The organism is Candidatus Binatia bacterium (genome assembly GCA_036563615.1).
Classification (GTDB): Bacteria; Desulfobacterota; Binatia; order UBA12015; family UBA12015; genus DATCMB01.
Map to the genome: position 1 here is coordinate 240,003 of DATCMB010000022.1, position 20,131 is coordinate 260,133.

A 20,131-nucleotide genomic window follows, 5' to 3' on the forward strand; every position below is an offset into this window, starting at 1 on the left:
GCCTGCGTCAGCTCGCGGCCGCGATGCTCGGCGACTCCGGCGCCGTGCGCACGCCCGCCGCGCGCAGCGCCGCGAGAACGCGCGGCGGCGACATCGGCAGGCAGCGCATGCGGACGCCGGTCGCGTTCGCGATCGCGTTGGCGATTGCCGCGGGCGGCGGCACGATCGACACCTCGCCGACGCCGCGGATGCCGTAGGGGTGACGCGGGTTCGGCACCTCGACGATGATCGTCTCGATCATCGGCAGGTCGAGCGCGACCGGGATGCGGTAGTCGAGGAAGCCCGCGTTCAGGAGACGTCCCTGCTCGTCGTAGACGTACTCCTCGTTGAGCGCCCAGCCGATGCCCTGCGCGGTGCCGCCCTGCATCTGGCCCTCCACGTACGCCGGATGGATCGCGCGGCCGGCGTCCTGCACGACCGTGCAGCGCAGCACGTCGACCTTGCCGGTCTCGACGTCGACCTCGACGTCGACGATGGCCGCGGCGTAGGCCGCGCCGGTCGCCTTCTGGGCGTTGACCGTCGCGCGTCCGACCACCGGACCGCCGGTGCGCGCGAGCTGCTTCGCGATGTCGGCGACGCTGAGTGACGCGCTACCGTCGTTGCGCACCACCTGGCCGTCGACGAAGCGCACCTCGTCCGGCAAGATCTTCCAGATCGTCGCCGCGCGCTCGCAGAGCTGGCGCTTGACGTCCTGCGCCGCCTCGTAGACCGCGAGACCGGTCGCCATGGTGACGCGGCTGCCGCCGGTCACGTCGGTGTGGCCGATGGTGTCGGTGTCGGCGACCACGGGACGCACGCGCTCGACGGGCAGCCCGAGCTCCTCCGCAGTGATCATCGCGCACGAGGTGCGCGTGCCGCCGATGTCGGGCGAGCCGGTGACGAGACTCGCGGTGCCGTCGGCGTTGATGCCGATCGTCGCGCTCGATTGCAGCCCGGCGTTGAACCAGAAGCCGACCGCGACGCCGCGGCCGCGGCGCCGCGCGCTCGCGGGCGTCAGCGCGCTGCTCCAGTGCAGGTGACCGTCGCTCGCGGCGTCGCTCAGGCTCGACTGCCAGTGCGGCGAGCGTCGCGCGGCCTCGAGCACCTCGATGCAGCCGATGCGGCGGTGGCGCGGTCCGGCCGGCGTCGGCGTGCCCTCGCGCGCGGCGTTCTTGAGCCGCAGCTCGATGGGATCGATGCCGAGCCGCTCGGCGAGCTCGTCGATCACCGACTCCGCCGCGAACGCGGCGTTGCTCGCGCCTGGCGCGCGGTAGGCCGCGGTCTTCGGCCGGTTGACGACGACGTCGTAGCCCTCGATGCGCAGCGTCTCGATGTCGTACGGCGCGAGCAGACACATCGCGCCCGCCCACACCGGCGAGCCCGGGAACGCGCCCGCTTCGTAGAGCAGCGTCGCGTCGGCGCAGGTGATCTTGCCGTCGCGGGTTGCGCCCATCTTGACGCGGATGTGCGAGCCCGAGGTCGGGCCGGTCGCGCGCAGCACCTCGGCGCGGCTCATGACCAGCTTGACGGGGCGTCCGGCCTTGCGCGCGAGCAGGATCGCGATCGGTTCCAGGTAAATCGTCGTCTTGCCGCCGAAGCCGCCGCCGATCTCGGCCGGGATGACGCGGATCTGCGACAACGGCATGGCGAGGATCTGCGAGCAGAAGTGGCGCACGTCGAACGCGCCCTGCGTGCTGCACCAGACCGTCGCCTGGCCGTCCGGATTGACCTGGGCGACGGCGTTGTGCGGCTCGATGTAGCCCTGATGCACCATCGAGGTGTCGAACTCGCGCTCGATCACGACGTCGGCCGCGGCGAACGCGGCCGCGAGGTCGCCGCGCTCGAACAGCACCACGCTCGCGACGTTGGTCGGCTCGTCGCTCGGCGTCGGCAGGCCCTGCGTGCGCAGATCCTCGTGCAGGATCGGCGCGTCCTTCTTCATCGCCGCGCGGACGTCGAGCACGTGCGGCAGCACCTCGTAGCGCACGTCGATCAGCGACAGCGCCTGCTCGGCGACGTGCGGGCTCGTCGCCGCGACCGCGGCGACCGCGTGCCCGGTGTAGAGCACCTTGTCCTTGGCGAGGATGTTGTCCGACAGGTAGCGCGGGTTGACGGTGCTCTCGCCGGCTTGCTCGGTGGAGCTCGCGACGCGCGGCATGTCGGCGCCGGTGACGATCGCCTTGACGCCCGGCAGCGCGGCCGCGCGGCTCACGTCGATCGAGAGAATCCGCGCGTGCGCGTGCGGGCTGCGCAGCACCTTGCCGTGCAGCATGCCGGGCAGGTTGATGTCCGCGCCGTAGCGCGCGCGGCCGGTCACCTTGTCGATGCCGTCGTGGCGCAGCGGACGCGTGCCGACGACGCGAAACTTGCGCTCGACGTTCGCGCCGCTCGCCTCGCTGGACGTGCTCTTCCGTTCGTCGCTCGAGGACATCGCTCACTCCCGTTGCGCCGGCGCGGCGCTCTTCGTCTCGCGCATGGCGCGCGCCGCATCGAGCACCGCGCGCACGATCTTGTCGTAGCCGGTGCAGCGACAGAGGTTGCCCGACAGCTCGTAGCGCACCTCGCGCTCGCTCGGGTCGGGGTTGCGGTCGAGCAGCGCCTTCGCCGCGACCAGGAAGCCCGGCGTGCAGATCCCGCACTGCAGCGCCGCGTGCTCGAGGAACGCCTGCTGCAGCGGGTGCAGGCGATCGCCTTCCGCGAGACCCTCGACGGTCGTCACCTCGCGACCCTGGGTCTCGACCGCGAGCACGAGGCACGAGCACACGACGCGCCCGTCGAGCAGCACGCTGCACGCGCCGCAGTCGCCGGTCGCGCAGCCTTCCTTGGTGCCGGTGAGATCGAGCTCGTCACGCAGCACCTCGAGCAGCGTCTGGCGCGGCTCGCACAGGAAGTCGGTTTCCTCGCCGTTCAGGATCAGGCTGACGTGCGTTCGCTGGCTCATGCAGACACCTTCGCGGCGCGCGCGCGACGCGCGGCTTCCGCCACCACCCGGCGCAGGAGGACGCCGGTCACCTCGGTCCGGTACTCGGCCGGCGCGCGCATGTCGGAGATCGGCCGCGCATGGGCGCGCGCGGCGTCGGCGGCGCGCGCCAGCGCCGCGTCGTCGAGCGTCGTGCCGACGAGCGCCGCCGCGGCGTCGGTCGCGAGCACGGCGGTCGGCGCGACCGCACCGAGCCCGATGCGCGCCGCCGTGCAGCGTCCGTCCGCGCCGAGCGTGACCGAGGCGCCGACGCCGACCACCGCGATGTCCATCTCGTTGCGCGGGATGAAGCGCTGGTAGCAGTCGGCGCTGCGCGGCGCGGGCGCCGGCACGCGGATCTCGACCAGGAGCTCGCCCGGCTGCAGCGCCGTTCGTCCCGGCGCGAGCAGGAAGGACTCGCAGGGGATCTCGCGCGTCCCCGACGGCCCCTGCACGACGCACACCGCGCCGAGCGCGATCAGCGCGGGCGCCGTGTCGGCGGCGGGCGAGCCGTTGCACAGGTTGCCGGCGACGGTCGCGCGGCTCTGGATCTGCGTCGAGCCGATCAGCGCCGTCGCCTCGACCAGGCCGGGAAACGTCTCCTGCGCGCGCCGGTCCTCGGTGAGTCGCCAGCACGGCACGGCGGCGCCGACGTGCAGGTTGCCCGACGCGTCCCATTCGAGACGCGCGAGCTCGTCGATGCGCTTGACGTCGATCAGGTGCCGCGCGGGACAGGTCCCGGCGCGCAGCTGAACGAGCAGGTCGGTGCCGCCGGCGAGGACGCGCGCCTGCTCGCCGTCGGCGGCGAGCAGCGCCACCGCCTCGGGAACGGTCGTCGGCGCGGAGTAGCGGATCTCGTGCACGCGTTCGTTCTCCTTGCGGGAATCATCGATCTTAAGAGCCCGCTCGTGGTCGATGCAATCGTGACGCGGTAGACAGAGCGTGATGGACGATCTCGGCGCCTTCCTCGACGAGCTTCGCAGGCGGCTCGACGAGCCGACGCGCGACGGCAGCGGCGTCGCGATCGCGACCATCGTTCGCCATCGCGGCTCGACGCCGCGCAAGACCGGCGCGAAGATGCTGATCGATCCGTCCGGCGCGCAGCTCGGCACGGTCGGCGGCGGCTGCGGCGAGGCCGAGGTCGTGGCGCGGGCGCAGCGCGTGCTCGCGACGCGCGCGGCGCAGCGCATCGAGGTGAGCCTGCTCGAGGAGGACGGCTGGGAGAGCCCGTCGATCTGCGGTGGCGTGCTCGACGTCTTCATCGAGCGCGCCGACGACGAGGTGGGCGGCATCCCGCGCGCGGCGCTGTTCGCGGCGCTCGCCGAAGCGCGCGAGAGCGCGCGCGGCGTCGCGATCGTCACCGTGACCGCGGCGCCGCCCGAGCAGCGCGCGCTCGTCGGACGCAAGACGCTGGTCGACGAGCGTGGCGTGCAAAGCTTCGCGCTCGGCGAGCCGGAGCTCGATCGCGCTGCCGTCGAGGCGGCGCTCGCCGCGCTCGCCCGCGGCGCGCCGGGCGAAGCGTCCGTCGGCGACGAGGACGAAGCCGAGGCCACGCGCCTCTTCGTCGAGCCGCTGGTCGCGACGCCGGAGCTGGTGATCGTCGGCGCGGGCCACGTCGGGCAGGCGCTCGCGCGGCTCGCGCCGCACGCGGGCTTCGCGGTCACCGTGCTCGACGATCGCGCGACGTGGGCGAACCCGCATCGCTTGCCCGACGCGCGGCGCATCGTGGTCGACGATCCGCGCACGGCGCTCGCGTCGCTGCCGCCGCATCCGGCGCGCTACGTCACGCTCGTCACCCGCGGTCACAAGCTCGACGCCGAGTGCCTGCGCGTCGCGCTCGGGATGGAGCTCGTCTACCTCGGCATGATCGGCAGCAAGCGGCGGGTCGCGCGCATCGTCGAAACGCTCGCCGCGGAGGGCTTCGATCCCGACCGGCTCGCGCGCGTGCGGGCGCCGATCGGGCTCGACATCGGCGCCGAGACGCCGGGCGAGATCGCGGTCGCGATCCTCGCCGAGATGATCGACGTGCGGCGGCGGGGCAGGGCGGGCGCGGTCGCGCTGTCGGCGCGGCGTCGCGGGTGAGCCGCGGAAGGAGCGGCGTGGTTTCGCGCCGAGCTGTGAAGCGCAGCGTCGCGATGTCTCCGCGGGTCGTGACGCACGCCGCGCTCAGCGCAGCAGGCGCGCGAGGTCGTCCGGCGTGTCGACGTCAAGCAAAATCCCCGGGTCGTCCACCGCGACCTCGCGGACGCGCGCGGGCTCGGCGCGCACCACGGCGCGCGCGCCGAGGTCGTCCGGCGTCGCGAGCAGCTCGTCCCACACCGCGTGCGCGAACAGCACCGGATGACCGCGTCGCCCGGCGTGCGTCGGCAGCGCGATGGCGGCGGGCGGCGTGGCGCGCACGGCCTCGATGAGCGCCGAAACGGTCGTCGCGCGCACCGCCGGATGGTCGACCAGCGCCACGACCGCGAGCTCCACCTCCGGCGCAGCGGTGGCGAGATGACGGAGCGCGACCTTCAGCGACGACAGCTGCCCGCGCTCGGGCTCGGGATTGCGCAGCAGCGCGACGCGCTCCTTCGCGCCGAGGGCGCGCGCCGTCGCGTCCTCCGCCTCGCCGGTCACGACCACGACGTCGCCGACGCCGCCCGCGCGCAGCGTGTCGACGACCCGGGCGACGAACGTCTTGCCGTCGAGCACCAGCGCCGCCTTCGGCGTCCCCATGCGCCGCGACGCGCCCGCCGCGAGGACGATGCCGACGACGGAGCTCACGACGGTCGCGGCACGCGCATTCTGACGCGGCTCAGGGCTTGCGGTCGCGACCCGTCAAGTAGTCGCCGAGCAGCCCCTTCGAGTGCTCCGCCTCGTGGCAGTAGACGCAGAGGTTCTCCCAGTTGCTGCCGTCGGGCGGGTTGTTGTCGTGGTTGCCGTCCTTGTGGTGGACGGTGAGCAGGTGCAGGTTGTCGGCGTCGAACTCGCGCGCGCAGCGGGCGCAGATCCAGCCGTGCAGGGCGAGCGAGCGGGCGCGGTAGTCCTGCGAGCGCGCGAGCTGCTCGCGCTTGATCTCGGCGAAGATCTCGTCGAACGGCTTGCCGGTGACCGGATCGACGCTGCGGATCCCGCCCGCCGGACGGCGGCGCGGCTTGAAGCGCATCGTCGGCATGCGATCCCTTCGCGTCGCGCGGGGACGTCAGTCGACCGTGTCGCCCCCCGCGAGCTCCTGCTCGGCCGCCTCGAGGTGCGCGACCACCTGGCGGTCGATCTCGCGATAGCGTGCGATCGCGTTGTCGAAGCGGTCGAGCTCGCCGCGCTCCTGCGCCATCGAGCGGCCGAGCTTGCGGATCCAGTCGATGTGCCAGGCCTCGTCCTTGGTGACCGCCTTGAGCACGGCCTCGGTGTCGGCGTCGAGGTTCGGACGGCGCAGGTGCTGCTGATAGCGCCGCAGCGCGCGCTGCTCGACGACCACGGTGAGCGCCAGCAGATCGATCACGTCGCGCGGCACGCCGGCCGCCTTGCCGATGCGGACCTGGTAGCCGTCACAGACCACGAGCGGCTTGCCGCCGGCGCGGATGATGCGCTCGGTCCACAGCCAGGCGTGGCGGGTCTCGTCGGCGAGGTGCTGGGAGAGCGAGATCTGCGCGTCCGGATCGTGCAGGTGACGCAGCAGGCGGAAGAGCAGATTCGAGCCGTGCTGCTCCGCGTTCCGGTAATACGAGAAGACCGCGACCTCCGGCTTGATGCTGCCGTCCGCCAGGGCCGTCGCCAGGTCGATCGTATTCGTCGCCATTCCTACTCCTCTCGGGACGCCCGCACCCCGTACCGCCGCTGCGACCGATACCGTCATTGGCCCGCACGAACGGCGTTTCGGACACTAGAGATCTCCGACGCGTCGCGCAACCGAAGGGGGGCCCTTGCCGACCGGTCAGGCGGTGACGTCCGGAAGCACGGAAAGCCGCAGCCGCGCGGTCTGCTTGCGGAAGATCCCCGGCAGCAGGAGGCGAACCAGGTAGGCGAGCCCGACGTAGCGCGGCACCGTCACCTCGTAGGCGCCCTTGCCAAGCGCCTCGAGGACGTCGGCGCAGAAGCGCTCGACGTCGATGAAGTTCTTCTTCACGCTCTCCGGCATGCGCGCGAGCGTCGCCTCGTCGAACATCTCGGTGCGCACGAGCGCCGGGTAGACGCACATCACGTGGATGCCGAGCGGCTCGAGCTCGTACACCAAGCTTTCCGACAGACCCGCGATCGCGAACTTGGTCGCGGTGTACGCCGCCTCGTCGGGCTGGCCGAGCTTGCCCGCGACGGACGACAGGTTGACGATCCAGCCGCGTCCCTGCGTGCGCATCACCGGCAGCACGGCTTTGATCCAGTAGACCGCGCCGAGATAGTTGACGCGCATCATGCGCTCGATGTCCTCGACGTCGTGGTCCTTGAACAGCACGTGCCGGTTGTAGCCGGCGTTGTTGACCAGGAGGTCGATGCGTCCGAAGCGCTCGACGATCGCGCGCGCCGCGGCCTCGACCTGCGCGCGCTCGCCGACGTCGCACTCGAGGGCGAGCGCCTCGCCGCCGCCGGCCGCGATCTCTTCCGCGAGCGCCGCGAGCCGGTCGCGACGCCGCGCCACGAGCGCGACGCGCGCGCCGCGGCGCGCGAGCATGCGCGCGAGCCCGGTGCCGATGCCGCTCGACGCGCCGGTGACGATCGCGACCCGCCCGTCGAAGTTCGACAGTCCCTTCATGCGCTGCTTGTCGCAGGCGGGTGGCGGGGGGATCAAGCGCAGGCGTGCGCATCCGGCGATCGTGCGGGTGCGACGAGCGTGCGCGCGACGAGGCGAGGGGCGCCGCGTCAGACGGCCGGGCGCGCGCGGCGCGCGTCCTCGAGCTTCGCGGTCGCGCGACGCTTCGGGCGCGCTGCGGCCGCGACCGCGCGGCCATCGCTCCTGCGCCCGCTCGCGCGCTCGCTCTGCACGCGCTCGATGATCGCGAGCGCTTCCTCGCGGGTCGGTCCCGGGAACGGCCGGGTGCGCTCGCCCGCGGTCAGCGACTGCGCGATCACCGGCAGGACGCGCGCGACCACCGCGGGGGCGAGCAGCCCCGAGCGCGGCTCGTCGAGCATGTTCATCACGCGCATGAGCGCGCGGTAGACCTGACCGTCGCGGCGGCTCGCCGGGATCAGCCCGTGGTCGAAGTAGACCGCGAGCGCCTGGCTCGCGATCTGCGCGAGCACGCGGTCGGGCGAGGAGAACAGGCTCCAGAGCGCGGTAAGCAGGCCTTCGCGCGCGGCGTCGCTCTTGCCGACGGCGGCGGCTGCGCGCGCGCGGCTCACCTTGTCGCCCGCCGCCGCCGAGACCCAGAACGGCTCGATTTCCTTCTTGACGCGCGCGTCGAACGCGACGGCGGCGGCGACCGGATCCTCGGGGTGCTCGGCGAGCGCGTCGGCGAGCGCGACCGCCGTCAGGAGCGCGCAGGTCGCGCCGCGTCCGTAGATCGGATTCGTGTGGTACGCGGCGTCGCCGATCGGGAAGAAGCGCTCGACGAGCGGTGCTCCACGCGACACGAACGAGCGCAGCCGGTTCGAGAGCCCGCCCATCACCAGCACCGGCGTCTCGGGGCCGTCGATCGGCTCGGAGACGCCCGGACGCCGCCACACCGCGACCTGCGGGAAGGCCGCGACGATCGCCTCGAAGACGTCCGGGTCGGAGAGCGCGCGCAGCGGCTTGTCCGCGACGTCGCTGCCGACCGTGATCGAGAAGGTGCCGTTGTCGCCCGGGAAGGTCGCGAGCTTCAGCCAGCCGACGTCGCCCGCGACGAGGCCCGCGGTCGCGCCCGGCGGGCGCGGACCGGTGAGCCGGTAGAAGCGCGTGAAGTAGAAAATTCCGGTCTGGACGCTCTTCTCGCGCGGCGCGGCGGCGCCGACCTCGGCGAGCCACTCGGCAGCCTTCGAGCGCCGTCCGCTCGCGTCGATCACGACGTCGGCGAGGAGGACGGAGCGGCGGCCGCCGAGCGCCGGAGCCTCGCCGTCGGCCTGGCGCTTGTCGGGATACCAGGGGATGCCGTCGCCCCGCGCGGCGCTGGCCGGCAGGCGGCGGTAGCGCACGCCGGTCACGACGGGGCGCGCGTCGTCGCGACGCTCGCACCGCGCGACGAGCCCCTCGACGTACACGCCCTCGCGGATCTGGATGTTGCGCTCGAAGCGCGCGACCCGCTCGAGCGCCCACTCGAACGCCGCACGGCGGCAGCCGAGCAGGACGAGCTCGCCGTCGCCCTTCTCGCGCTCGCCGAGGTCGAGCCCCGGCGGCAGATTGACGGTGAGCGGCAGCTCGAGCGCGCCGTGCGTGCGCAGCAGGTTCAGCACCTCGGGGAAGCGCTCGCGCATGACGCACGTGAGGCGCGCGAGGAAGGTGTGCGAGTGCCGGAACTGCGGGACCCCGGCGCGGTCCCAGCGCGCGAACGCCTCGTCGGCCGTTTGCGCGGGCGGGCGGACGTCGCGCTCGAGCACGGTGACGCGCCAGCCGGCGCGTGCCAGCAGGATCGCCGCGGCGAGCCCGCTGATGCCGCCGCCGACGATCGCCGCGCGCCGCGCCGGTGAGCTGGCGCGCGATCCTCGACGGTTCTCCGGCACGGCTCCGAACGTACGGTCTGGGAGCCAGGCCTTCAAGCGTCAAAGACAACCGACGCGCGTCGCGACCCCAAACGCAAAGCAGCCGGTAGCGGAGGGAAGGCTACCGGCTGCATGCTTGCGTGACCCTCCGCACGTATCACGGACCATTCCGTGGTCGCGGTCGAGGCATCACGCGTGTCTGCCGAGCGCTTGGAGCAAAGCCGGTGCCGCCTCCGGACGACGTACGTACGCGGCGCTCCGGCGCGCGAGCGCGTTTCGCGTGCCGCTTTTGTGTGCGCCTGCGGTCGATCTACGCAGCCGCGGGCGGTCGCTCGGCGTCTTCGTCCGCGCTCGCGCCGTGCTCCATCAGCGCCCAGACGATCGCGAGCAGGAAGACGAGCCGCCCGTGGTAGAAGGGCATGTCGACGAAGCCGATCAGCAGGAAGACGCCGACGGAGATCGCGTACGCGATCGCTTCGAGCCGACGCTCCGGGCTGCGCGCGCCCGCGACGCCGCGCCAGGCGACGCGGACCAGCGTCGCGAGCAGCACCGCGGCCGCGACCGCACCCACCACGCCGGTGCCGGTGAGCACGTCGACGTAGAGGTTGTGCGAGTGGAAGAGGAACAGGCTCTCGCCGTAGAGCTCGAGATAGCGCACCGGGAAGAGCCGCTCGAGGTTGCGGATGCCGAAGCCGATGCCGACGAGCCAGTGCTCGCGGAACAGCGACATCGACGCCTCGATGATGCGTAGCCGCTGCAGGTCGGCTTCGGTCCTGCCCATCGAGAGGTAGCCGGTCGCCGCAGCGACCACGGCCGTCACCACGACGCCGGTCACGAGCGCGCCGACCGCGACCCGCCGCCTGCGCGTCGCGAGCGCGAGCGCGACGACGCCGAGCGACAGCGCGACCCAGGCCGAGCGCGAGAACGTGATCACGACGACGAGACAGCTGCACGCCGCGTAGATCCAGGCGGCGACGCGCCGGTCGTCGCGCACCGTTCCGGCGAGGAAGATCGGTGTGAGCAGCGCGAGCGCGAAGCCCAGCGTGTTCGCGTGATCGGTGACGAGCGCGACGCGGTACGCTTCGCGCAGCGTCAGCACCGCCGGGTTGTGCACGACCTCGCGCACCAGCACGCCGATCGTCAGCAGCCCGAGCCAGTGGAAGAGCCACAGCGAGCCGCGCGGTCCGGCGGCGAGGATGCGCGCGACGTAGAACATCCCGAGCGCGTTCGCGAGCAACCGGAAGTCGCCCCAGCCCCCACGGTTCAGCGCGATCGACAGCCCCGCGGCGGCGAGGAAGCCGAGCAGCGCAGGTCCGATGCGCGAGCGCGGGAAGCGCATCCCGTCGGCGCGCGCCAGCACGCCGAGCGCGACCAGCACGACGAGGTTACGCGCGAAGCTGTTGTAGCCGAACGACGCGCCGCCCGGCAGCGAGATGCGCCCGACCAGCAGCAGGATGCCGAACAGCGCGAAGCCGCCGATCGCGACCGGGCGCCAGGCGGCGCGCAGCCGGCTGGTGAGCTCGTCGAGCGTCATGCGTGGCGCTGCGGTCGGCTCACGAGATCCGCGCCGGCCGCTGTCCGGCGCGGGGCAGGGTGAGCAGGCGCCAGCGGTAGCGCAGCGAGGTCGGGTGGAGCGCGATCGCACGCTCGAGCGCCTCCGCTGCGCCGGCCACGTCGCCGGCCTTCAAGCGATGCCGCGCACAGCGTGCGATGCGCTTGGCGAGCGCGCGGTCGACGAGCCGCTTGCCCGCGACCTCGATCGCTTGGGGATGCTGGGCGAGAAACGTCTCGAGCATGTCGAGCATCTGGTGCGCGAACTCGTGCTGACGCGAGGTCACGCTGCCTTCGTATTGACGGTAGGCGAAGACCGCCTTGTCGACGAAGCGCACGCCGAGCACCAGCGTCGCGCGCAGCGCGAACTCCCAGTCCTCGGCCTTCTCGACGGTGAAGCCGCCGAGACGCTCGAACGCCGCGCGACGGACGCACATGCCCTGCGGATAGATGAAGCTGCCCTCGAGCAGCCGCGCGACGTCGACGCCGCGCTTGAGCCGCCGCGTGTAGCGCACCGGGATCACCGGCCCGAGCGGACGCCCGTCGGCGGTGATCTTGATGCCGTTGCCGAACACCAGGTCGACGCTCGGGTCGGCATCGAGCACCGCGAGCAGATCGCGGAAGCGTCCGGGCAGCACGAGGTCGTCCGCGTCGTGGAACGCGAGCACGTCGCCGCGCGCCGCCGCAGCACCGGTGTTGCGCGCGACGCCGGGATTCGACGGCAGCGGCCGCGAGATGATCGTGATGCGGTCGCGGTACGCTTCCAGCACGCGCGCCGTGCCGTCGGTGGAGCCGTCGTCGACGGCGATCACCTCGCTGTCCGCCGGCAGCTCCGCGAGCACGCTGTCGATCGCGGCAGCGAGGTACGGAGCGGCGTTGTGCGCGGGAATGACGACGGACAGCCGCACGTTCAGGTGCGGGATTGCGTCGAGGCGCGCGCGCGCTGCTTGCGCGCCAGCGACAGCATCTCGCTGTAGTGGTAGAAGCGTCCCTTGGCGCGGTACTTCTTCCGCACGTTGCCGACCAGGCTGTACGCCGCGTAATTGATGCACGCCTTCGCCAGGTTCGGCAGGATGCTGGTCAGCACCTTGTTGTGCTTGTAGGCGTAGCGGCTCCTTCCCTGCCGACGGTGGTACTCCTCGAAGTACTCCTCGGTGAGGCGCGAGCGGTCGATCTCGTGGATCACGCGCGCGCGGCTCATGTAGCCGATCCAGCCGCCGTGGGCGATGATGCGGTCGGCGAGCTCGTTGTCCTCGCTGAGACCGGCCGCGCCCGGACCGATTTTTTCATTGAAGAGCCCGACGACCGCGAACGTGTGCCGGCGGATCGCCATGTTCGCGCCGGTGAGCTTGGTGCGCACGGTGTCGGGATCGAGGTCGAGGTGGACGATCGTGCGATAGCGGTCGAGGAGGGCGTAGAGCTCCGGGTCCTCCATCGCCTCGCGCGGCCAGATCACCGAGCCCTGCGCCGCGAAGCAGTCGTGGCGCGTGAAGTAGTCCCACACCTCGGCGAGCCACATCGGCTCGGCGACGACGTCGTCGTCGACGAACGCGAGCAGCTGCCCGCGCGACGCCGCGATCGCCGCGTTGCACGCGCGCGACTTGCCGGGCTCGGGGACCCGCACCACGAGACGGCGCGGACCCGCGGTACGCCACTGGGAAAGCAAGCGCGGCGTCTCGTCGGTGGAGCCGTTGTCCGCGACGACGATCTCGTACGGCACCGGCGGCGGCACGAGCTTGTCGAAGCTGACCAGCAGCTCGCGGAGGCTGCGCGCGCGATTGCGCGTCGGCACGATCACCGAGAGGACCGCGTCACCATCCTGCTGCATGCTGCAACTCCGCTGTCGTGATGGCGGTCGGGGGCGACGGCAGGGCCGCGGACATCGGCTCGACGCGCGCGCCGCCGCCCTTGCGCGGGTCGCCGGCGCCGCCGACGTTGCCGGGCAGGTCGGTCGCGAGCGACACCGCGGCGATCGCCGGGAACTCGCGCAGCTCGTGCCCGAGCCGTGCGAGCGCCTCGCGATCGATCGGCCGCACGCCGGGCTCGACCAGCAGCACGTTCGGCTGCCACTGGTGGTGGACGCGCGGCGCCGCGACCGCGGCTTCCGGCGGCAGCCCGAAGTCGAGCACGTTGCTCAGCACCTCGATGGTCGCGCTGACGATGAGAGGACCACCGGACGCGCCGACGGCGACGACGGCACGTCCATCGCGCACCGCGACCGTGGGCGTCATGCTGCTCGCGGGACGCTTGCCGGGCTCGATGCGGTTCGTGCGCCCGGGCGCGAGGCCGAACAGGTTCGGGCTGTCGAAGCTGAAGTCGTCCATCTCGTTGTTGAGCACGATGCCCGTTCCCGGAACGCCGAGCATCGCGCCGAACCCCGTGTTGATCGTCGTCGTCAAGGCCACCGCCGACCCGTCCGGAGCGATTACCGAAAGATGCGATGTACCGCCATCGCGCGCGGGGACGCCGACGGTGCCGTACTGCTCGGGCGGCAGCGTGCGGCTGGCGAAGAGACGTCCGCGGAGCGGGGCGCCGCGCGGCAGGGGAGGCAGCTCGTCGAACGCCGGATCACCGGACGCGCGCGCGCGGTCGGCGAACGCGTGCTTGAAGATCTCGGCGAAGAGCTGGAAGCGGGTCGGCGTCGCGAGCCCGAGCGCCGCGACGTCGTAGCGCTCGAGCGTCCGCAGCGCGAGGACCAGCGCGGGTCCGCCGCCGCTCGGCGGCGGCATCGTGTAGACGCGCGCGCCGCGGTAGCCGACCTCGAGCGGCGTGCGCCACACGGGACGGTAGCGCGCCAGGTCCTCGACCGTCAGCACGCCGCCGCCGGCCTGCACGGTGTCGGCGATCTTTTGCGCGACGGGACCGGTGTAGAACGCGCGCGGCCCCTCGTCGGCGATGCGCTCGAGCGTCGCGGCGAGCGCGGTCGAGCGCAGCAGCGCACCCTCGGCCCACGGCGCGCCGGTGGGATCGAGGTAGACGCTCGCCAGCTCGGGGTCGGCGGCGAGCGCCTCCTTGTGACGCTGGAGCTGCGAGGCGAGGTGCTTCGACACCGCGAAGCCGTCGCGGGCGAGGCGGATCGCGGGCTCGAAGAGACGTCGCCACGGCAGCCGTCCGAAGCGCTCGTGCGCCGCGGCGAGCCCGGCGATCTCACCCGGCACGCCGACCGCGAGCGCACCGCGGCGGCTGCGCTGCGCGACGTACTGGCCGTCCTCCTCGTAGAGCTCCGGACGCACGCGCGCGGGCGCGGTCTCGCGGTAGTCGAGCGCGACCGCTTTGCGGCGCTCGTCGTCCCAGATGACCATGAAGCCGCCGCCGCCGATGCCGCACGACGACGGGTGCACGACGCACACCGCGAGCGCGGTCGCGATCGCGGCGTCGACCGCCGAGCCGCCGCTGCTCAGGATCTCGAGCCCGGCGTCGGCGGCGAGCGGGTTGTCCGCTGCGACGATCGCGACGCCGCGCGCCGACGCCTCACGCGGCGCGCAAGCGAGAACGAGGAGAAGGATCGCGACGCACCAGGAGCGGTGCCCGGAGCACCGCCCGGTGCACGAAGGTCTCAACGAGGCGACCGTTTAGACGCGCGTCCGAGGCGGCGCAAGGCGCGCGGCGGTCGCGCCCGCGACGAGCGGCCGTCGCTTCGCTGACGAGCGCCGCCACGTCGACGACGAGGAGCGGTCGTCGCGCCGACGAGCGTGGCGACGCGCGCGCCGGAAAGCCCGCGGACGCTGTGGTAAGGGCTCCGCGTGGCGTTCACCGAAAAGGATTTTTATCTCGATGAGTTTCGCGGCCGGACGCTGGTGCTCGCGGCGGAGAGGAGCGCGCTGCGCGCCGCGACCGCGCGTCGCCGCCTGGCCACCGTCGTCCGCGAGCTCCTGGCGCACGGCACGCAGCTGCTGGTCGTGGTCGGCGAGACCGCGCCGACCATGCGCGGCCGCTCGACGCGCCGCTGGCTCGGGCTGCCGCAGGCGCGTGCGCGCCGCCGTCCAGGCTCGCCGCCGTCGCGCCGCCGCGGGGACACCGTCGTGTGGCGCGACGACGATCCGGACGCGACCCTCGCCGACGTCTGGGACGTTCTGCGCGTCCGCGCGCTGTGCGTCGTCCTGTGCCGCGGCTCGGCGCTCGCGCCCGCGTGCCGGACGGCGGAGCGCTTCCGCGTCCACAAGCTCGTGCTGCTCGACCCGGCCGGTGGTCTGCGCGAGCCGAAGAGCCGGCGCGTGCTGTCGTTCCTCGACCAGGCGACGCTCGACGTGCTGCTCGAGGCCGGCGAGGCGGAGTTCCACGGCCTGTCGCACCGACGCGCGATGCTCGGCGAGATCGACCGCGTGCTCGAGAGCGGCGTCGGCTCGGTGAACCTGTGCCGCATCGACGGTCTCAGCCGCGAGCTCTTCACCTACGAGGGCTCGGGGACGCTGTTCACGCGCGACGACTACTGCCGGGTCGATCGGCTGTCGATCGACGACTTCCACGAGGTCGAGCGTCTGGTCGCGCGCGGGCAGAAGGAGGGGCTGCTCAAGCCGCGCAGCGGCGACGAGATCGCGCGCCTGCTGCTCGGCGGCTTCGGCGCGTGGATCGGCCGCGAGCACCTCGCCGGCATGGGCGCGCTCTACGTGACGCCGTACGCGGAGGAGAAGGCGGGCGAGATCGCCGGGCTCTACACGATCACGCGCTTCAAGGGCGAGCGCATCGGACGCCGGATCGTGCGGCGGCTCGTCGCCGAGGCCCAGGCGCGTCAGCTGCGCTACGTCTTCGCGGTGACCGCCAACGAGGAGGCGGCGCGCTTCTTCCGCGGCGAGGGCTTCCGCCAGGTCGGGCACGACGAGATCCCGGCCGCGAAGTGGAAGGACTACGACCCCGCGCGGCGGGGCCGGGTCAAGGTGTTCCGGCTCGACCTCGCGTGAGCGCGGGCGCGTCGTGCAACGAAATCAAAGAAAGAAAAAACGGCGCGGGGAACCGCGCCGTTTTTTTCTGGTTGAATGCCGTTCACGGGGACACCGGGCGTCCCCACGTGAGGGTTCTCAGCCCATCTTGAAGAGCGACTGCATCTTCATCGCGAGACCCATGTCGCCCGCGATCTTCAGCTTGCCGCTCATGAACGCCATCTGGCCGTTGAGCTTGCCCGTCGTCATGTCGACGTAGTCCGAGCCGGCCATGGTCATCGTCATGTTGGGCGACGGGTGCGTGCCTTCCTTCACCTCGAGCGTGCCGTCCTTGATGATCGCGTGGTACTGACCAGCGTTGTCGCCCTCGCCGGTGAGGTTGAACTGAATGACCGAGTTCATCCCCTTGGCCGCGTCGGCGTTGAAGCGGTTCGGCATCTCGGCAAAGATTTCCTTCACGGTCGGCATTCTTCTCTCTCCTTATTAGGTGCTGCGCGACAGCGGCACGCTGCGACTCCCCGAACTCTCGAGCGTGCCCCCTCCATGGATTCTCGGGCGGGAACGCCCGATTCGCGCTGGCTCGGAAGCCTCTCGATTAGTCGCACCCCCGATGCTTGTCAACAACGATGACGGCGCCGAGCGCGTCGCATCGTCCGTTTTTGCTCGACGGTACATTGGTGCCGACTGACCGTCCGGATAGAGGCGTTTCCTCGCGTCGGTTGGTGACGAAGCGCGCGCGTGCGTCGCGCGACGGAGGCGGTCGATGGAGAGCGACGGCGGTTCGTGCGCGGGCGACGAGATCGTCCTCGCGTTCGACGATCACGCGTATCCGGGTGCACTGCGCCACGTGCACGCGCCGCCGTCTCGGCTCTACGTGCGCGGACGATTGAGCGCGTGCCCGGAGGAGCTGTCGTCGCCGGCGATCGCGATCGTCGGCGCGCGCGACGCGACGGCCTACGGTCTCGCGTTCGCGCGCTCGCTCGCGCGCGAGCTCGCGCAGGCGGGTCTCTGCGTCGTGAGCGGGCTCGCGCTCGGCATCGACGGCGCCGCGCATCGCGGCGCGCTCGACGCGGGCGGGACGACGATCGCGGTACTCGGCACCGGAACCGACATCCTCTATCCCCGCGCGCACCGCGCGCTGCGCGACGAGATCCTCGCGCGCGGCGCCGTCGTCTCGGAGCTGCCGCCCGGCACGCCGCCGCGCCGCGAGCACTTCCCGCAGCGCAACCGGATCATCAGCGGGCTCGCGCTCGGCGTCGTGGTGGTCGAGGCGACGCTGAAGAGCGGCTCGCTGGTGACCGCGCAGCACGCCCTCGAGCAGGGGCGCGAGGTGTTCGCCGTGCCGGGACCCGTGACCTCGGCGCGCTCGCGCGGGCCGCACGCGCTGCTCAAGCGGGGCGCGCGCCTGGTCGAGAGCGTCGACGACGTGCTGCTCGAGCTGCCGCCGGGCGTCCTGCGTCCGCGGACGGCGGGCGGGGCGGCGACCGGGCTCTCGCCGGAGCTGGCGGAGCTCCTCACCGCCATCCGGGACGGGGCCTCCACGGTCGACGCGATGGCCGCCCGAACCGACACCCGGATCCCGGAAATCCTCAATCAATTGCTGCTTCTCGAGCTCCGCGGGCTGGTCGTCCGCGGGCCCGGCGGGCTGTACGTCGCCACCGCGGATGCCGCCGCATCTGGCACGGCTCGTGCTGAGGGCGGGGTTGACTCACCTCCGGACGAGCGTTAACCGCGCCTGGTTCGGGCGGAGATCACTGGATGGCGAAGAACCTGGTTGTCGTCGAGTCCCCGGCGAAGGCGAAGACCCTGGCCAAGTACCTTGGCCGGGATTACCAGGTCCGCGCTTCGGTCGGGCACATCCTGGACTTGCCGAAGAGCAAGCTCGGGGTGGACATCGAGAACGACTTCGCCCCGACCTACAACGTCATCCCCGGCAAGGCGAAGATCATCGCCGAGCTGCGCAAGGCCGCGAAGGAAAAGGAGACGATCTACCTCGCGCCCGACCCGGACCGCGAGGGCGAGGCGATCGCCTGGCACATCGCCGAGAAGCTCGGCGTGCCGCAATCCAAGCTGAAGCGCGTCCTGTTCAACGAGATCACCAAGGACGCGGTCAAGCGCGCGATCGCGAATCCGCAACCCCTCAATAAGGATCGCTACGACGCCCAGCAGGCGCGCCGCGTCCTGGACCGCCTCGTCGGCTACCAGGTGTCGCCGCTGCTGTGGAAGAAGGTCCGCCGCGGGCTCTCGGCGGGGCGCGTGCAGACCGTCGCGGTGCGGATCATCGTCGACCGCGAGCGCGAGATCCGCGCCTTCGTCCCGGTCGAGTACTGGTCGCTCACCGCGCGCCTCGAGGGGCCGCTGCCGCCGGCGTTCGACGCCCGCCTGGTCGAGGTCGGAGGCAAGCGTCTCGATCCCAAGGGCTTCCGGATCGAGAACGAGGAGCAGGCGAAGGCGATCCTGCAGGCGGTCAAGAACGCGCTGTGGATCGTCCGCGACGTCGAGACCAAGGAGCGCAAGCGCAACCCGCAGCCTCCTTTCATCACGTCGCGTCTGCAGCAGGAGGCGTCGCGCAAGCTGTCGTTCAGCCCGAAGCGGACGATGAGCATCGCGCAGAAGCTCTACGAGGGCGTCGAGCTCGGCAGCGAGGGCGCGGTCGGTCTCATCACCTACATGCGCACCGACTCGACCCGCGTCTCGCCCGAGGCGCAGGCGCACGCGCGCGAGTTCATCAAGGCCCGCTACGGCGAGCAGTACCTGCCGAAGGAGCCGCCGGTCTACCGCTCGCGCAAGCAGGCGCAGGACGCGCACGAGGCGATCCGTCCGACGTCGATGGAGTACACGCCGGAGCGCGTCGAGCCGTTCCTCGATCCGGCCGAGCTCAAGCTCTACACGCTGATCTGGAACCGCTTCGTCGCGAGCCAGATGGCGCCCGCGGTCTACGACCAGACGGCGGTCGACATCCCCGTCGGCGAGTACCTGTTCCGCGCCAACGGGCAGGTGATGAAGTTCGACGGCTTCATGCGGGTCTACATCGAGGGCACGGACGAGAAGACGCAGGACGAGTCCGCCGAGTCCGACTCCACCGACGATCGTCAGCTGCCGCCGCTCAAGCCGGGCGACCACCTGAAGCTCCTCGAGCTGAACCCCGAGCAGCACTTCACGCAGCCGCCGCCGCGCTTCACGCAGGCGACGCTGATCAAGGAGCTCGAGGAGAAGGGCATCGGCCGCCCGTCGACCTACGCCAGCATCATGGGGACGATCCTCGAGAAGGACTACGTCACCGAGGACGAGTCGCGCCGCCTGCACCCGACCGAGCTCGGCATGCTGGTCACCGACCTCCTCGTCGAGGCGTTCCCCGACATCTTCAACGTCGAGTTCACCGCCGGCATGGAGGAGGTGCTCGACACCGTCGAGGAGGGCTCGAAGAGCTGGGTCTCGGCGGTGCGCAGCTTCTACGACCCCTTCACCAAGGACCTCGAGCACGCCGACGAGCACATGCGCGACGTCAAGACGCAGGAGATCCCGACGGATCTCACCTGCGAGCGCTGCTCGGCGCCGATGGTCATCAAGTGGGGTCGACGCGGCGAGTTCATCGCCTGCACGAACTACCCCGAGTGCCGCAACACCAAGAACTTCACGCGGCGCGAGGACGGCTCGATCGAGGTCGCGAAGGAAGAGACCATCGACCGCACCTGCCCGAAGTGCGGCCGTCCGATGCAGATCAAGTTCGGCCGCTTCGGCAAGTTCGTCGGCTGCACGGGCTACCCCGAGTGCCGCGAGGTGCAGCCGCTCAAGCTGCCCGAGCCGATCGGCATGAAGTGCCCGGACTGCGGCGTCGGCGACGTCGTGCAGAAGTTCTCGCGCAAGCGGAAGCTGTTCTACAGCTGCAATCGCTACCCCGACTGCACCTTCAGCTCGTGGGACAAGCCGCTCGCCGAGCCGTGCCCGCGCTGCGGCGGCAAGTTCCTGGTCGAGAAGGTGACCAAGCGCGCCGGCGCCGAGAAGAAGTGCCCGAACCCCGAGTGCGACTTCCGCGAGGCGCTCGAGCAGGCGGTCGCCTGAGCGAGGCTTGGCGGCCGCTCCGCGCCGTTCGGTCGGTTCCGTCGGTCGCGCCTTCGTTCCCGACGGCCGCGCCGTCGCTCCTGCAGGCCGCGCGCTCGCCCCTGTCGATTCG

The 20,131-nt window shown here is 71.8% G+C and carries 17 protein-coding genes; 4 read left to right on the forward strand and 13 right to left on the reverse strand.

The genetic code is table 11. From position 1 onward, the window contains the following. Window positions 1-7: 7 nt before the first annotated feature. The 3 genes from VIS07_19560 to VIS07_19570 are packed head-to-tail and all read right to left on the reverse strand — an operon-like array spanning window position 8 to window position 3,801. Window positions 8-2,410 carry a xanthine dehydrogenase family protein molybdopterin-binding subunit gene (locus VIS07_19560; protein ID HEY8517712.1) on the reverse strand — a complete coding sequence of 801 codons (2,403 nt, stop codon included), beginning with the start codon at window positions 2,408-2,410 and terminating at the stop codon, window positions 8-10. 3 nt (window positions 2,411-2,413) lie between these two features. Beyond that, on the reverse strand, window positions 2,414-2,920 hold the full coding sequence (locus VIS07_19565; GenBank protein ID HEY8517713.1) for a (2Fe-2S)-binding protein: 507 nt from the start codon (window positions 2,918-2,920) through the stop codon (window positions 2,414-2,416). Then, window positions 2,917-3,801 (reverse strand): xanthine dehydrogenase family protein subunit M, encoded by an 885-nt coding sequence (locus tag VIS07_19570; protein HEY8517714.1) that lies wholly within the window; start codon window positions 3,799-3,801, stop codon window positions 2,917-2,919. Before VIS07_19570 ends, VIS07_19565 begins: the two co-directional genes overlap by 4 nt. An 82-nt stretch (window positions 3,802-3,883) precedes the next feature. On the opposite strand from VIS07_19570, the gene VIS07_19575 reads away from it, so the two are divergent. Further along, window positions 3,884-5,020: an XdhC family protein gene (locus VIS07_19575; protein ID HEY8517715.1), complete on the forward strand. Its 1,137-nt coding sequence runs from the start codon at window positions 3,884-3,886 to the stop codon at window positions 5,018-5,020. A gap of 84 nt (window positions 5,021-5,104) precedes the next feature. Here VIS07_19575 and VIS07_19580 read toward each other — a convergent pair whose 3' ends face one another. The 9 genes from VIS07_19580 to ggt all read right to left on the reverse strand — a co-directional run bounded on the left by VIS07_19580 (window position 5,105) and on the right by ggt (window position 14,640). Next, entirely contained in the window at window positions 5,105-5,704 is a 600-nt protein-coding gene (locus VIS07_19580; GenBank protein HEY8517716.1) for a nucleotidyltransferase family protein, read from the reverse strand. A 31-nt stretch (window positions 5,705-5,735) separates the two neighbouring features. Continuing rightward, window positions 5,736-6,095: a YajD family HNH nuclease gene (locus VIS07_19585; protein ID HEY8517717.1), complete on the reverse strand. Its 360-nt coding sequence runs from the start codon at window positions 6,093-6,095 to the stop codon at window positions 5,736-5,738. A gap of 27 nt (window positions 6,096-6,122) precedes the next feature. Then, a complete protein-coding gene (locus tag VIS07_19590) occupies window positions 6,123-6,719 on the reverse strand; it encodes a ferritin-like domain-containing protein (protein HEY8517718.1) in 597 nt (198 codons plus the stop codon). Between the two features lie 135 nt (window positions 6,720-6,854). Next, window positions 6,855-7,667, reverse strand: a complete 813-nt coding sequence (locus VIS07_19595) for an SDR family NAD(P)-dependent oxidoreductase (GenBank protein ID HEY8517719.1) — start codon at window positions 7,665-7,667, stop codon at window positions 6,855-6,857. 107 nt (window positions 7,668-7,774) lie between these two features. Beyond that, window positions 7,775-9,550: an FAD-dependent oxidoreductase gene (locus VIS07_19600; GenBank protein HEY8517720.1), complete on the reverse strand. Its 1,776-nt coding sequence runs from the start codon at window positions 9,548-9,550 to the stop codon at window positions 7,775-7,777. 289 nt (window positions 9,551-9,839) lie between these two features. Beyond that, window positions 9,840-11,063, reverse strand: coding sequence for an O-antigen ligase family protein (locus tag VIS07_19605; protein ID HEY8517721.1), 1,224 nt, complete (start codon window positions 11,061-11,063; stop codon window positions 9,840-9,842). Window positions 11,064-11,082: 19 nt separating this feature from the next. Beyond that, window positions 11,083-11,988, reverse strand: a complete 906-nt coding sequence (locus tag VIS07_19610) for a glycosyltransferase family 2 protein (protein ID HEY8517722.1) — start codon at window positions 11,986-11,988, stop codon at window positions 11,083-11,085. A 2-nt stretch (window positions 11,989-11,990) separates the two neighbouring features. Next, a complete protein-coding gene (locus VIS07_19615) occupies window positions 11,991-12,908 on the reverse strand; it encodes a glycosyltransferase family A protein (protein ID HEY8517723.1) in 918 nt (305 codons plus the stop codon). After that, window positions 12,892-14,640, reverse strand: a complete 1,749-nt coding sequence (gene ggt, locus VIS07_19620; protein HEY8517724.1) for a gamma-glutamyltransferase — start codon at window positions 14,638-14,640, stop codon at window positions 12,892-12,894. Before ggt ends, VIS07_19615 begins: the two co-directional genes overlap by 17 nt. Before the next feature lie 183 nt (window positions 14,641-14,823). Here ggt and VIS07_19625 point away from each other — a divergent pair, with 183 nt between their 5' ends. Continuing rightward, window positions 14,824-15,978 (forward strand): GNAT family N-acetyltransferase, encoded by a 1,155-nt coding sequence (locus tag VIS07_19625; GenBank protein HEY8517725.1) that lies wholly within the window; start codon window positions 14,824-14,826, stop codon window positions 15,976-15,978. Between the two features lie 117 nt (window positions 15,979-16,095). Here VIS07_19625 and VIS07_19630 read toward each other — a convergent pair whose 3' ends face one another. Beyond that, window positions 16,096-16,425 (reverse strand): SCP2 sterol-binding domain-containing protein, encoded by a 330-nt coding sequence (locus VIS07_19630; protein HEY8517726.1) that lies wholly within the window; start codon window positions 16,423-16,425, stop codon window positions 16,096-16,098. Window positions 16,426-16,720: 295 nt separating this feature from the next. On the opposite strand from VIS07_19630, the gene dprA reads away from it, so the two are divergent. Continuing rightward, window positions 16,721-17,686, forward strand: coding sequence for a DNA-processing protein DprA (gene dprA, locus VIS07_19635; GenBank protein HEY8517727.1), 966 nt, complete (start codon window positions 16,721-16,723; stop codon window positions 17,684-17,686). 29 nt (window positions 17,687-17,715) lie between these two features. Then, on the forward strand, window positions 17,716-20,019 hold the full coding sequence (topA, locus tag VIS07_19640; protein ID HEY8517728.1) for a type I DNA topoisomerase: 2,304 nt from the start codon (window positions 17,716-17,718) through the stop codon (window positions 20,017-20,019). Window positions 20,020-20,131 lie beyond the last annotated feature (112 nt).